General features: G+C 39.9%; 11 protein-coding genes. 4 read left to right on the top strand and 7 right to left on the bottom strand.

What is annotated here, in order from left to right; all coding sequences use genetic code 11:
• Nucleotides 1–2: 2 nt before the first annotated feature.
• Nucleotides 3–311 carry a hypothetical protein gene (locus BW716_RS28520; protein ID WP_220388854.1) on the bottom strand — a complete coding sequence of 103 codons (309 nt, stop codon included), beginning with the start codon at nt 309–311 and terminating at the stop codon, nt 3–5.
• Between the two features lie 275 nt (nt 312–586).
• Between BW716_RS28520 and BW716_RS28515 the strand changes: the two genes are divergently transcribed.
• Nucleotides 587–1,435, top strand: a complete 849-nt coding sequence (locus BW716_RS28515; RefSeq protein ID WP_083729428.1) for a hypothetical protein — start codon at nt 587–589, stop codon at nt 1,433–1,435.
• 789 nt (nt 1,436–2,224) lie between these two features.
• On the opposite strand, the gene BW716_RS28505 is transcribed toward BW716_RS28515, so the two are convergent.
• Both BW716_RS28505 and BW716_RS28500 read right to left on the bottom strand, forming a co-directional pair.
• A complete protein-coding gene (locus BW716_RS28505) occupies nt 2,225–5,323 on the bottom strand; it encodes an Ig-like domain-containing protein (protein ID WP_179091311.1) in 3,099 nt (1,032 codons plus the stop codon).
• Nucleotides 5,324–5,579: 256 nt separating this feature from the next.
• Complete coding sequence (locus tag BW716_RS28500; protein ID WP_083729422.1) at nt 5,580–6,191, bottom strand: class I SAM-dependent methyltransferase; 612 nt, start codon at nt 6,189–6,191, stop codon at nt 5,580–5,582.
• Between the two features lie 171 nt (nt 6,192–6,362).
• On the opposite strand from BW716_RS28500, the gene BW716_RS28495 reads away from it, so the two are divergent.
• Nucleotides 6,363–6,890 carry a VOC family protein gene (locus tag BW716_RS28495; protein WP_083729420.1) on the top strand — a complete coding sequence of 176 codons (528 nt, stop codon included), beginning with the start codon at nt 6,363–6,365 and terminating at the stop codon, nt 6,888–6,890.
• A gap of 68 nt (nt 6,891–6,958) precedes the next feature.
• Here BW716_RS28495 and BW716_RS28490 read toward each other — a convergent pair whose 3' ends face one another.
• Both BW716_RS28490 and BW716_RS28485 read right to left on the bottom strand, forming a co-directional pair.
• Nucleotides 6,959–9,322: a TonB-dependent receptor gene (locus BW716_RS28490; RefSeq protein ID WP_235643966.1), complete on the bottom strand. Its 2,364-nt coding sequence runs from the start codon at nt 9,320–9,322 to the stop codon at nt 6,959–6,961.
• A gap of 96 nt (nt 9,323–9,418) precedes the next feature.
• On the bottom strand, nt 9,419–10,282 hold the full coding sequence (locus BW716_RS28485; protein WP_083729416.1) for an AraC family transcriptional regulator: 864 nt from the start codon (nt 10,280–10,282) through the stop codon (nt 9,419–9,421).
• Nucleotides 10,283–10,365: 83 nt separating this feature from the next.
• Between BW716_RS28485 and BW716_RS28480 the strand changes: the two genes are divergently transcribed.
• Nucleotides 10,366–10,761, top strand: a complete 396-nt coding sequence (locus tag BW716_RS28480; RefSeq protein ID WP_083729485.1) for a DoxX family membrane protein — start codon at nt 10,366–10,368, stop codon at nt 10,759–10,761.
• A gap of 4 nt (nt 10,762–10,765) precedes the next feature.
• Entirely contained in the window at nt 10,766–11,728 is a 963-nt protein-coding gene (locus BW716_RS28475) for a polysaccharide deacetylase family protein (RefSeq protein WP_083729414.1), read from the top strand.
• A 161-nt stretch (nt 11,729–11,889) separates the two neighbouring features.
• Here the strand turns inward: BW716_RS28475 and BW716_RS28470 are convergent, their stop codons facing one another.
• Entirely contained in the window at nt 11,890–12,588 is a 699-nt protein-coding gene (locus BW716_RS28470; RefSeq protein WP_083729412.1) for a hypothetical protein, read from the bottom strand.
• A 386-nt stretch (nt 12,589–12,974) separates the two neighbouring features.
• Complete coding sequence (locus BW716_RS28465; RefSeq protein ID WP_083729410.1) at nt 12,975–13,379, bottom strand: PleD family two-component system response regulator; 405 nt, start codon at nt 13,377–13,379, stop codon at nt 12,975–12,977.
• Nucleotides 13,380–14,520 lie beyond the last annotated feature (1,141 nt).

The raw sequence follows: 14,520 nt of genomic DNA, 5'->3' as shown, positions 1-14,520 counted from the left end.
ATCTACCTCACCGTGAAAGATCCATATGGGAACATGGCGTGCCTTTTCTGTAAATAATTTGATGTTGGCTTGTCCGCAAATGGAGAATGCCGCTGCAAAATAATTTGGGTGTCATTCCCTCTTTCGCCGGCTCCATGAAGGAAAACGACTAAAGGGTAGGAGTGTTCTTTATAATTTTCAGGGTATAAAATTCTGTAGCGTAATGTATCAGCACCATGAATAAAAACATGTTTTTGATATGCGCCGAAATCTTGTGCTTGTAAGCAATGCGTGTATATCATTAGTGCAAGTAGAGATAAGAGCTTTGCCATATGGAATTTTTGGGAGTAAATATTTGAGTGCTGAATGCTTTTTAGACAACAACTAAATGTAGACTTTTAAAGTTTCAAAAAGGAATGGTATCATGTAATTGAAAATACTCATATAGTTATCAATTACTTATGAAAATTATCATGACAAAGTATGGATTTGTTGCAGTTTTATGACAAATAGGCTTACTTTTACATCCGAAGACGGAATACTCCAATAGATGAATTACTCCACTCATCTCCCCGTTTTTTCTATCAGAAAGCATAATTAAATAATAATGAAATACTTGAAAAGATTCACGGGTCTGCTGGCATTCCTGACTGTTTTACTCACTATGCCTCTTGGACATGCCCTGATGATTGTAATGGAGAAAACCTTTGGTCATGCACATGTTTACCTGGCTGCCTTCCTGCTCGGATTGGCAGGATTACTGCTCCTTATCATCGGTAGCAGACTGAAAACGGAGAATAAAGGTACATTTGCCGGACTATTTGCCGGCTTATTCATTTGGACAGGCTGGATAGAATTCGGTTTCGTTTACATTGCACACCGGTACAATGTACAACCCCTCATTGAAAATGGAAAAGTAGTTACCAAACCTGAGTACCTGATCATGCCTGCATCAGCGGGATTTCTTGTGATCATGATATTGCATTACCTGTTCAGCGCAAAAACAGGATGTGTATTCTTCTCCTGGTTACAGACACATTTAAGGATACCTGTTCCCCGTAATCAACCCATTAAAGCACAAAAGAACTTTGCTGTTATTACGACAGTAGAATTAATAGCATTACTCTGGACATTCTACCTGGTATTATTATTCTCTTATGATCATACTTTCTTGGGAGATCGTCATCCCGTAACATACCTGATTGCCTTCGGATCATTGTTATGGTCGTTATTCCTGATCCGCAATTTATTCAGGGTAAAGCAAATGGGTTATGCCATCCGATATGCTATCCCAACGGTAATAATATTCTGGAATTTCGTGGAGATAATGGGAAGATGGAATGTTCTGGATGAGATATGGGTTAAACCTTACGAGTACTGGTTGGAGATGAGTTTAACATTGGGGATATTTGTGGCACTTTTTGGGGTATCGCTACTGGAGAAGCGGACAACCTAAATTTATATATTTAACTGAAATCCACCTATGTTTGTGATCTCCTGAATAAAGCATGTATGTTCCGAAAGGAGCTTTTGCAGTGAACGAGCTTATGGTTTCTAATATTGAAAAAATTGTGTTGACAGGGATTGCAACCATCGGTGTGGTGCGTATTGTTTCGTAGCTTTTAATAATTTCAGAAGAGGTACATTATTAGAATATAGATCACTGCAAAGGGAATGATAATGGTTCTGGCTATTTGTCTATACCCAACATAGGCGCCAAAATATTCGGCTAGCGGATCTATGCATAAGCAATAAACAAAGAATCCCCTTATCATTACTGGTATCAGAAAGCCGCTGATGCTGCCATTGCCTGTGAAGTAACTATATGCCATTCCTAAGTGAATGACCAGAGAGAACAGTTGTTCAGCATAAATGTAGATCCAGCCCCACAGTTTCTTCGGTTTTGACAGTTTATAGAAGGCACAGGGTATGTAGAACAGTGAAAAGAATTTCAGGAATAAGTAGAGGCCAAAATGGCAACTTTTACATTGTAAATAATCGACTACTATATTGAGTGTGCTGGCAATAGTCCATGCATAGAAAATAACAAGGAGAATCAGCAGAAATTTTACCCATATTATAGGGTTTTCTTTTTTAATTGGATGTATAAAAGGCTTCAATATTGAGGTGTTAAAGCCTTAAAGGTAATACTTTTTATGTATTATTTTCTATTTTCATAAGTATTGGAGCGCTATTTTCTGCAAATTGCATTAACAGTAAAAAGCAATGTCCCTCCCAAAGCACATTATTGACGGATAAATTTCAATATCCGTGTTTCACCTTTATCATTTATTACCTGCAGTATATACATACCATTTGGCAATTGGCTTACATCTGCGGTGAATGTTTGCTGTTTCACAGCTACTACTTTACCATTCACATCCATCACCCGCAGTAGTTTAGGAAGCTGGGTACTTTTTACCTGCAACTGATCGCCTGTTACCGGGTTGGGATATATGCTCACCTGCCATGCCGTTGTTGCTTTGCTGTAGGTAAGAGCACTGGCTGTGTGCAGACTACCATATACCTCCAGTTCATAAATGGAATAACCATACACCGTAATTCTGCTGGTACCATATACCCGCAGGTATCGTCCATGACCTGATAAACCGGTGAGGTCATTATTCAATGTGGAGTTTCCGGTGACTGTTTTTATGGTATCCCAGTTGTTCAGATCTGTAGAAGCGAGTACCAGGTAATTCTGTGCCGCTGCTGCTTCCCATTTAATTTTCACTTCCCTGATGTTGTAATCAGCTGCTAAGTCAACAGTAATATATTGCGGATCAGCGAAGGTACTGGACCAGCGGGTGGTAGTATCACCATCGACTGCATTTGCACCTGTATACAGATCGTTTTCCAGAGAAGATACAGTCACCTGTTTATTCAATGCAAGATTATCACCACTTACTTCATTTTCTGTGGTGGTATAATAAACATTGTCGATGTAAAAATCAGCAGCCGTTGCAGGCGCATCACCAGAGAAGGTAAATGCCTGTGTAATAGCGGTGAGATCGATACCACTCAGACTGCTCACAGGTATTGTTACTTCATGCCATTGTCCATCACGAATCAGTCCGAGTTTCTGTTCCCCGGCTGCATATTCAATGGCGGCACTTGCGTTTGAAGCAATGATAGTAAAGCGGAATGATCCTGAATAGCTGGTCTTAAACCAGAATTTCAGGTAGCCGTTCGTGAAATGAGACAGGTCTCTCAGGTCATTGGCTACACCAAGTCCGAACCAGTTGCCTGCTGCCGCTGTAAATGCCATGACATCGCTACCTTCATAAGGAGTCGCGTTGCTGATGGTAGTCAGGTTATTCCAGACATACAGATTGGCATCCTGTCCGAAAGTCAGTTTGGTGGCAATACCGGCATCATTGGAGTAAATACCGTATTTATCAGCCGTGATGACATTACTCTGGACCGTAAATGTAACAGGAACGGATAGGGTGCTCAGTTTCCCGTTATCAAAGGCTTTTGCTGTAATGGTATAAGTACCTTGTGCAACATCACTCCATGTGAATGAATAAGGCGCTTTGTCGACTGTACCTAATAATGTAGTACCATTATAAAATTCCACTTTATAGATAGTACCGTCATCAGATATAGCTGTGGTGATGGTTACATCTGCAGGTTGTATCAAAGCGGAATTAGCTGTAGGAGCTGTGATACTGATAGCAGGTTGTGTGTTGCCCGGTGCAGCAATGAATACGGTGACAGGTTGGGAGGTAGTCAGTTTCTGCTGATTGTCTGTAGCTTTGGCAATCAGTGTCGCTACCTGTTGTGTACTGGTCTGCCATGTAAAGCTGAAAGGCGCAATGCTGTCTGTACCCAGGTAATTTTCACCATTATAGAAATCTACTTTACTTACACCACCATTGCTGTCATTGGCATTGGTAATGATAGGAATGGCAGCAGGTGTGGTGAATAGGGTATCGTTGCTCAGGTTCGTGATAGCTACGGTAGGAGCGGGGTTGTCAGATACGCCGCCGGTATAGTAGATGTTGTCAATATAAAAATCGGCATCTGTAGCAGGTGCGTCGCCGGAGAGCATGAATAGCTGATTTACTGTCATGAGGTCGATGGCAGTACCAAAGTCACTGACAGGTATTGTCACTTCATGCCATTGTCCGTCGCGTACCAATCCATGTTCGTTTGTGCCATTGAATTGTATCCAGCCTTCTGCTGCTTCAGTAGAAATGCCGACTTTAAACGTGCCGGTATAACTGGTCTTCATGTGAAACTTCAGGCTACCACTGGTTGCGTAGTTGGCCATATTCCTGTTGTCATTGGCTACCCCCAGTCCGAACCAATTGCCGGCGGCGGCGTGTAAGCCCCAGACATGACTGCCTTCGAAAGGAACCGGGTTGGGGATGTTGGTAATATTATTCCAATAATAAAGGTTGGCATCCTTGCCCAGGGTGACCTGATTGTTTACAACCGTGTTGTCAGTAAAAATACCAAAATTGCCTTCAGGGGCATCATTGGTACCCAAAATCAGCTCATCTCCTTTGGTGATGTCCTGATAAAGCCGGATGTAATCAACCTCCATATGGCCTGGTAATGGGGCTGTAACGTCATTTTCAGAATAGATACCGGGGTAATTGCCACCTACTGCCAGATTGAGTAGTATATAAAATGGTTGCTGAAATGCATCCAGTCCATTGCCGCCATTAATCCCGATTTTGTAAAAAGGGTTGCCATCCAGGTAAATGGTCAGGAAGGCGGTGTCCCATACCAGTTTATACAGGTGGTAGTCATCGTTGAGATTGGTGCCTTGCGTAACGGTATCTTTGGCATAGGTTGCGTGGCCGGTATAGCCACCCGGATTTTCCGTCCACCAATGGGTCGCGGAGCTGAGAGTACTGTTGGGTTTTCCTGCTGCAATGGCGCCGGCAAATCCCATTTCCAGGATGTCTACCTCTCCATTGTGTGGCCATTCGCCACCTGTGCTACCCAGCATCCAGAAGGCTGGCCAGAGGCCGTTACCTACCTGAGGTACTTTGATTCTGGCTTCCAGCGTGCCGTAACGGAAGGCCACGCGTCCGTTGGTTTTAATTCTGCCGGAGGTAAATGGTTTGCCTCCCACAGCTTCCCGGCGGGCTTCAATGACGAGGTGACCATTTTCCACTCTTACATTGTTGGTACTACTGGTGTAATATTCGAGCTCGGCATTGCCCCAGCCGCAATTGCCTTTGGAACAACCATCGCCGGTCTCATAGGTCCAGTTGAGTGGATTAAGGGTGGTGCCGTCGAAATTTTCTTCCCAGACCAGTTTTTGCTGGGCCAATAAAAGCATGGGGGTCAGGATAAGACATTCCAGCATGCACATAGGTGTTTTCATATGTATGGTATTTAATGAACGTGGTTCCTGGATGATAGTGCAGCAATAACGGATCAACAAACAAGTCATAATAAAGGTAACAAAAAACCGGGAAGTCCTACTTTGGTTACCGATTTAATTATTTTATTAAAAATGTTGTATTTGCAGTAGTTCTATACTATACGTGGAAAGATTGCTGCAATACCTGATCCTGGTCATGCAGGCGATGGATAATTGCAGGCTTTTTATTTCTTTTGTGGAAGGCATTATAACTTTATTAAACTTTTTGCAAACACCAGGTGGTCATGCACCGTAGGTTTTGCACATTGGTAGTTTTTATCGGTTCATGGAGTCGGGCGTTGAGGTTTTCGGTATATTGAAGCAGCAATTGCAGGTTCACCAAAAAACGTTCGCTGCCATCGGGCAAACGATAGCGACCATTGCCTATGCTATGCACCAGCGTTTCAATCCCGATATCCGATGCAAGTCTTACAAATAAATAGCCGCCGGGTTTCAGCACCCGCCACATTGAGTGGATCATATTATCAAAATGTTCAGGCGTGTTGGCGAAGTGCAACACTGCGCTACTGATTACCAGGTCAAAATAATTATCATCAAAAGGCAGGTTTTCAGCCGGAGCAACTACAAAATTCTCTTTAGGGTTAGTATGGGACAGTATTTGTGATAATTCTTTAACAGCTGATATCGCATTGGGATTAGGATCAATGCCATATACATCATAGCTGTTTCTTAAGAAATAAATCAGGTTACGTCCGCCTCCGCAGCCTGCATCAAGCACCTTTTTACAATTATCATAAGTACCTTTAAGTAGTTGGTCGAAGAGGTAGATATCTATATTCCCGTAAAGGTCCTGAAGTTTTGATTGCATGGATCAAAGTTAGAGGATTAGCCTTGAATATCAAGACTGACTGATCCGGGGAAGGCAATGATTATTATTACAATACAATATAACCCCGTCATATTAAAATAAATAAATCTTTGCACTGCTGACATAGGGTTGTCACTACCCTATATTTCCTTTGTGTCATAAAATAAAATCATGAAAAAAGATATCAAGAGCATACCTGATCATTACACAGCTGTAACGCCATGGATCATATCTCCATCATCGGCTAAATTAATTGAGTTTTTAGAAGCTGCTTTTGATGCGCAGGAAATTCCAAACAGCAGGATAGTGAATGCTGATGGCATGATCATTCATGTGGTGGTTAAGATAGGAGATGCGATGGTCATGTTGTTTGATGCAAGAGCAGGCTGGGCGCCTACGCCGGTTTTTCTGAGTTTATATGTGGAGGACATTGAAGCAACCTGTCAAAAAGCAATCAGGCTGGGCGCTACATCAGTTACTAACATTACCAGTTTATGGTTTGGCGAAAAGGTTAGCAGAATTTTAGACCCGTTTGGTAATCTTTGGTGGATTAACGAACGCGTTGAAGATGTGGACTTTACCAATCCTGAAGAAGTTGGAAAGCGGGCTTCCACGCCAGATGCTGTAGCCGGTATAATCTATATTCAGCAATCGCTGGACGAAGCACTGAAAGCGCAGAGGGCATTTTTAAACTATTAGTCTTTCTGATCAAAAAAGAGGGGCTGACCATTATGGTCAGCCCCTGATATTGTTTATGAATAGTTCTTTTAAAACTTGAAGGTCATGCTACCCGTAACACGAGTAGGATTTTGCGCCGCCAGACGATATGACCAGTACTTTTCATTGGTCAGATTATCCACCTTTAACCCAATTCTGTAGCTCGGTTTGTCATAGAAAACAGCCGCATCCAACACTGTATAAGATGGGATACTAAACTTAAAAGAAGCGGTATTTGTCTGGTAATATTCACTGGCATAGATGCCCCCAAAACCTAAACCAAGTCCTTTAGCTACTCCGGAAGCCAGACGGTAGCTGATCCACAGATTCCCTACTTTAGGAGGACCGGCTGTTGTGGGTCTCAGTCCCAGTATAGAAGCATTGGCCTTTGTGTATTTACTATCATTGTAAGTATAACCAGCTATAATGTTTAGACCTTTTATCGGATTCGCAATTACTTCTACCTCATATCCTTTACTTAACTGTGTACCATCCTGAATGGAGTAGGTAGCATGGTCTGGATCATCACGGGTAACATTAGTAACAGAAATATTGTAGTAGCTCAATGTTGCACTCACTTTGTTGAGGTCTAATTTCACCCCACCTTCCCATTGATTAGCCTCCGTTGGCTTAAAAGTGTTACCCTCAAAGTCAGATCCCGAAACGTTGTTGAACCCGTTCATATAGTTACCGAAGATGGAGACCTTATCTTTAACAATCTGGTATACAGCACCGAATTTCGGTGACAGCGCGGTCTGATTATAATTCCCTGCTGTTGAATCCTGAGCAGGATAATAAGAACCTTTGTTCATATACCTGTCCACCCGCAGGCTGGCCATTACCAATAATTTATCAGTAATGTTCAGTACATCAGATACATAAGAGCTATAGGTTTCTTCTCTTCCGGATACAAAATTGGTATATGTAGCATTTGCAAAGAGCGGCCTTACCTTTTCACGTGTAAAGTTATTATATCCTGTACCGGGCTTTCTGACATCAATAGGGGTCATGTTTACAGTAGCATCATTCCGGTTTGATGTGAGGCTGTAATAATCCAGACCAGCAACAATCCTATTCCTTAATCTGCCAATTTTAAAGTCGCCGATGAAATTCTGCTGAATATCGGTTCCATAATAAGGATAATCCTGGTTAGTGACAGACTGGCGTACTGTTGTATCTGATGTCATTGTTAGTTGCACAACATATCCTTCAGAAGAAGATCGTGTTCGCGAAACAATTGTCTGAGAAGTCCAGCTTTTGGAAAGTATATATTTCGCTTGCGCAAAGATGTTATACTGCTGGCTGTTATAGTTGATAGTATTATTCGCAAAAGAAAGCTTGTAAGGAATATGGTAGTCCACAATGCTTTTAGCCGTTCCATTGGAATAAGGCGCCAGACGGGTAGGAGAAGTGGCTTTATTTAAACCGAATTCTATATCCAGGGAAAGCGTCAGTCTGTCGTTCACTGCATATGAGAAACTGGGTGCTATCAGAAAACTTCTGGTGAAGCCTGCATCCTGGAAACTATTCTCACTATGTAAAGCTGTATTTACCCTCAACAATGCGGTTTTCTCTTTATTTAGCGGGGAATTGATATCCATAGTGAGACGGTTCAGGTTCCAGCTCGCACCAGAATATGAAACTTCCCCCCAGAAATTCTCAAAAGGTTTTTTTGTTACCCTGTTAAACAGGCCTCCGAAAGAAGATACAGTACTACCAAACAATGTAGCAGATGGTCCTTTGATCACCTCTATACGTTCAAGATTTACCGGATCAATAGTTGTGTAGGTAAAGCTGCTTACACCATTACGTACGAGCTGAGGTGTCGCAAAACCTCTTGAAATAAAGGTTGTTCTACCCTGGTTTCTTATTTCTGCGATACCGGCGCCTGGTACATTCTTAAAAGCGCTGTTATAGTCAGTGATCAGCTGTTCTTTCATCAGCTCTTTGCTTACAACAGTATATACCTGTGGGTTCTCCATATTGCCGAGTGGCATTTTGGAAACATCCATGCTTTCCTTTCTTCCAAAACGGTTACCACCACTGGTTACCACCACTTCTTCCAGCTTTTGTGAAGAAGCACCTAATACAATTTTAATATGGTTTTCCCGGCCTTCTTCAGCCTTCACTTCTACCACAACAGCCTCCAAACCTATTAATGATGCTTTCAGATGATAGGTACCGCCCCGGATATTTTTGAAATAAAACATACCATTTTCATTGGTAATCGCCCCTTTTGATAGTTCCTGAATAATAACTGTTACTCCCGGAGCAGGTTCTCCATTATTAGTAACAACGATACCAGAAATACCTGTTGGCTTGTCGTCTATATCATTTCCATAGCTGGCAGACTTATTAAATAAGAAAAATGATAATATTAGCGCAAGAACTGAATACAGTTTCCTCAGATGCATTCCCATTACAAAATTAAATTAGAATGCAAAAGTGCACAGGCCGCCGGAAATAATTATATCCAAAGTGGAAACTTTTTAATCGGATCGGGAATTTTTTCATCCTTTTCTATTTAAAACCTGTTTTGCCTGTGAGGGATTGTTATCTTTACGATATACAGATGGTACCACGCCTTTGTACTTTTTAAATATTCGATTCAAATGGCTTTGATCGGTAAAGCCAAATTCGAAGGCAATTTCATTTATTCGCATATCGGTAAGCCGCAGGCGGCTTTCAATTAATTTTATTTTATACAGCGTAATGTATTGTTGCAGGCTTTCGCCCGTATGCTTTTTAAAATATTCACTGATATAATTAGGTGATAGATTGAATTTTGCTGCAATTTGTTCAATTTTTAATTTCTCAGGTTGAAATATAAACTGGTGCAGATAATTTATTACCGGCATTACATTGGTTATATTTCCGTTAAGAACTTCTATTTCCTGTAAGGTAAGGTTACGGGCAGCAAAAGAGATAATGGTATTGATAAGCTGTTGTGTAATCTTTTCCTGGTGGGGAGATTTGGTTTCTTTTTCCCTGATCAATGCTTCAACGGCCGCTCTGATGAATGGTTTATCTGTAATAGTTTTTAGTATGCAGCCCGGCAAGTGATTATAACTGTTGAAAATATATTCCAAATCCTTAATGTTTTGACTCGTTTGTAGCTTTAGATAGTCATTACTGAATCGGATAAAGAAAAATCGGCTATAAGAATCAACTTGAAAACTATGTTGATCCTGCGGGAAAATGAGAAACAACTTATTAGGTGCATAAGGAAGTTGATGCCCATTGATCATTTGGATTCCGGTACCATCCAGCACAAATACCATCTCGAAAAAGGTATTTTTATGTGCCCTTGCGCTGTAATTGTAAGTTTCTAATAATTCCAGATCGTACGTAGTATATAAGTTCTTTGTTTCCACACCTGCAATTTTACAATTTTTTCCTGCATATATCCTTGCTCCGGGCGGGCTTTTTAGTTGAAATTTGTACAAAAATTATGTTTATGACTGATTTATGTTATCTCCTGTTACGCCTGGTGGCTGGTGTAAGTCTTTTTGGGCACGGATTAGTTAGGCTACCCAAACTTGCTGGATTTAGCCAGTGGATGACCGGTACCTTTGCAAAATCAATGTTACCTCAAAGCCTGGTTATGCCCTTTAGTTATATGTTACCAATAGCAGAATTTATAATAGGTCTTCTATTGATTCTTGGTCTGTTTTCCAACAAAGCCATTCTAGCGGGCGTAATCGTGATGCTGCTACTAATATTTGGTACTTGTATGATTGAAAACTGGGAAGCCCTTCCTTCTCAAATTATTCATGCGCTTGTACTCATTATGCTGTTGCAGTTTATAGCCAGCAACAATATTTCTCTCGATAAATTTTTAAGCAAATACTAGAATTATGAATAGTAGAAGAACATTTATTCGACAAAGCGGATTACTCACAACTGCGGGTTTGCTGGCTGGCGTCGTTCCATTGTCTGCTGTAGCACAACCACAAACAAATTCAGATACCGCAACTCAACCGAAAAGATCAAAATGGTCTGATGGTTCGAGGTTAGTGATTTCGGTTTCTATGCAGTTCGAAGCTGGCGGGCAACCTGAAAATGCTGAAAGTCCATTTCCTCAAAATATGCAGAAAGGTTACAGGGATCTGCCATCTGAAACATGGTATCAATATGGATACAAAGAGGGAATTCCCCGCATGTTGGACAATTGGGACAAATTAGGTGTCAAAGTTACTTCGCATATGGTTGGTAGTGCTGTACTTAAAAATCCTAAGCTCGCAAAAGAAATTGTTGACCGGGGTCATGAAGCTGCAGCACATGGTATGAACTGGTCAACCCAATATACAATGTCTTATGAAGAGGAGAAAAAGTTCATCAAAGACGGTGTAGATGCAATTAAACAGGTAACAGGTTTTACTGCGGTCGGTTATAATGCAAACTGGCTTCGCCGGGGCGAAAACACACTAAAGATTTTACAGGAATTGGGTTTTTTGTACCATATTGATGATTTAAGCCGTGATGAGCCTTTTATACAAAAGGTAAACGGAAAAGATTTTGTAACAGTTCCTTACACACTACGGTGTAACGATATCCAATTAATCGAGGGGAAGAATTTTTCGACAGAACAATTTCTAAACCAGGTGAAAATGGAGTTTGATCAGCTATACGAAGAAGCCGAAAATAATCGCAGACAGATGTCTATCAGTTTTCACGATCGTATCGGTGGCACTCCCCAAATGGTACAGGCGACCAAAGAATTATTTACTTATATGAAGCAACACAATGGTGTGAGCTTTAAACGCAAAGATGAAATTGCACGCCAATCGATGGAAGACAAAACAACCATTAGAGAATAGCGTAATTGGGACTATTTATCCTTACAGTTTCAGGCATTGTTATATAGACTATAAATCTTTTATTTCTTTTGAAATCCCNNGGGATTTCAAAAGAAATAAAGATTCAAATAAGCGTCAGATGGAGTCTAAGCCACATTATGCTAGCTGTCGGAGTATTTGTGTCAACAGATCATCAACAACCTATTCTGTCCGGATTTTTCCTTTGGCGCACGGTGAAGACAAGGAGGAACCTTACTTTCAGGATGATCAACCGCCAACCTCCATAGGTTACCAAGGCCTAAGCTTATTATACGCGCATCAGGTTCAGCCTGATAGTGCAGATCAAAGAAATGTTCACTTAAGAATGAATCAAAACCTTCATCTGGTCCATGATATAGTTTTTTGAGTTCATCACGTATTTCTGGAATAAGTACTTTCTTTTTGCCTTGTGAATTTGGCAATATTTCACTTGACTCGCCATAGTAAGTGCATAAAAAGGTATTGGTTGGTATAGGAGAACGATCTACATGAAAAGAATAAACATCTGTTGGAAAAAAAGGGTAGGAGTCATCCCGATCATAGTAGTTAATTACATTAAGGATTGGCGATGCGCCATGAGCTTTCAATAACTTCAGGTCATTTAAAAGAATTTCACGGGCAAGTTGTCCTTGTTCACTCAACTGAAGTTCACAAAGGTCCTCTTGTTCAATGACCGTTATATTTTCGTTTAGCGTTACCTTTTTAACAATCTCAGAAAAATCACCAATTAGTTTACGAGTCCAGCAGATGGCATTAACTTCTCCACTAAATGGCGTAGCAACGAGGTCTTGAAAATTCGAGACACGGTGAATTTGATTCTCAGTATGAGATAAGTCTATCATGGTACAATTCTTTGATAACGAAGTATGCGGATAACAGCCAGTTGATTGAAATTTTTTTGATGAAGATAATAACAAAAAATGAGAGATAATCACTAATAATAGGTGGCAATAAGTCAACAGTATGTAGGGCGTTTAAAAGAAACATTACTAAACGATGAGCTGGAGCTAAAGTCTACATTGCTGTCCTTGCCCAGGAGAAGACAGACTTAAGGTATAATGAAAAGCATAAACTTATTGTATTTTCATTTGATCTGAAGGAGCAAGCCCGGAAAAAGATGATGATAGAAAATTTAGTCCTGAATTCATCTCATCTCAGTGGCGTAAGGATGTGGCCCTGGGTGTATCCTATGTATAGTTTTATATAAAAGGGTTTCCATAATTATTTTTTAAATGATATAATTGAGGATTTTTTCAGCGATCAGAAAATACCCCGAGTAGTGGTAAGGCTTTTGGTAGTAATTGATCGCACCGTTGTTCATACATTCTTCTCTGATTGTAATGTCTGTTCCTGTACTCCAGATTATCTTAGGTATGCCTATTAGATTATTCTGGTCTTTTAGTCTTTTTAATACCTCCACACCAGTATAGAAAGGCATATTGTAGTCGAGAATAATTAGTGATGGCTTATCATCATTGTCGTTCTCGTTTATTTTGTTCATAAAATTTTTTCCATTATCAAAAACCTGCATTTTAATGCCTGGGTTGAGCGCATTAATAACTGCTATCAAAATTTCCTGATCATCTGAATCGTCATCTATAATATAAATTAATTTTTTTTCTTCTTTTTGCATTGTGGTAAAAATTAAAAATAAGGAATGATGAATTAATAAATAACAGTTTCATAGATGTCATAATCTAATTTGCCAGATGGCGTGTCTCTGTAAGGAGAACAAGCTTGGATCTGTTAGTCCCATCCGGTTGGCCAGCTGATAAGCTTAGGAACAATCAGCCGGCCTTAAAAATATTTAACCCAGGTTCATCCTGTGCGCTAAATAATAATATAAAGTGTTTGATTGTTTTTCCAGGCTTAGTCTGCAATATTGCGGGAAATGTGATAATAACAGGTATGAGTGATTTTTGCTCATTTATAGATATTGGGTAAAAGGTATTAGGTTTAGTTGGACCATTTCATCCGCCTACATGTATAGTTGGATAGTGGAAAGATTATTCATACAACTTTCGATTTATCTGGTTCTCTGGCGAGGTTGTATTTATAAATATCCTTCATTTTGGCACGACCTCCAATTACGTAGAAATCGATTACTATTTGTATCTGGGTGTAGGTTCGCATTCTCTTATGGTAAAATTCTATTTGAATTTTTGTTAAAATCAATATTGTAATTAAGATCTTCATTAGGTAATGTTTAAATCTTTTGCAAAGAAGATAATTAAGTCATTCTTGTGAGGTTAGTATGAACACCTGGTAAAACCAGTGAAGATTTTAACAACATTGTATAATTTATTTGTGCCTTAATTTGGATCATTATTGGTGGCTTAAATAGAAGTAAGCCTTTTTTATTAGGTTACAATTGTCAGAAATTTGAGGTACATGAACAAGATTTTAACTAGCGTCAGGGATCGAAAAAGAAATAATATAAATATTTTTTTATCTGTGTACAAGATAGTATCCAGATGGCCGACGAATCAATGATATTTGTCAACCAGTGCGGTGATGTTGAATGAGAAATGATAATAAATATGGGTTAAATTATTCAAATTGCCCATGGTGTGCTCGATTTGCTTTGGAGAACAAGGGAGTTAAAAGGACGTGGAATTATAAATATTAATAGGACATATGATGAATGTTATTTTTTTATATTGATTCCAGAAGATTTATATATGTCGGGAAAACTATAGTAGGAATATTGGGAAATTATTTTTGACTCAAAAATCATCTTTAGTATTAATTTGATAATGAAGTTGTTTATACTT

It is taken from the genome of [Flexibacter] sp. ATCC 35208 (assembly GCF_001975825.1).
In the GTDB taxonomy this organism is placed as follows: domain Bacteria; phylum Bacteroidota; class Bacteroidia; order Chitinophagales; family Chitinophagaceae; genus Chitinophaga.
The sequence above is the reverse complement of the archived record's forward strand: the minus strand, read 5'-3'. Positions and strand labels throughout refer to the sequence as shown.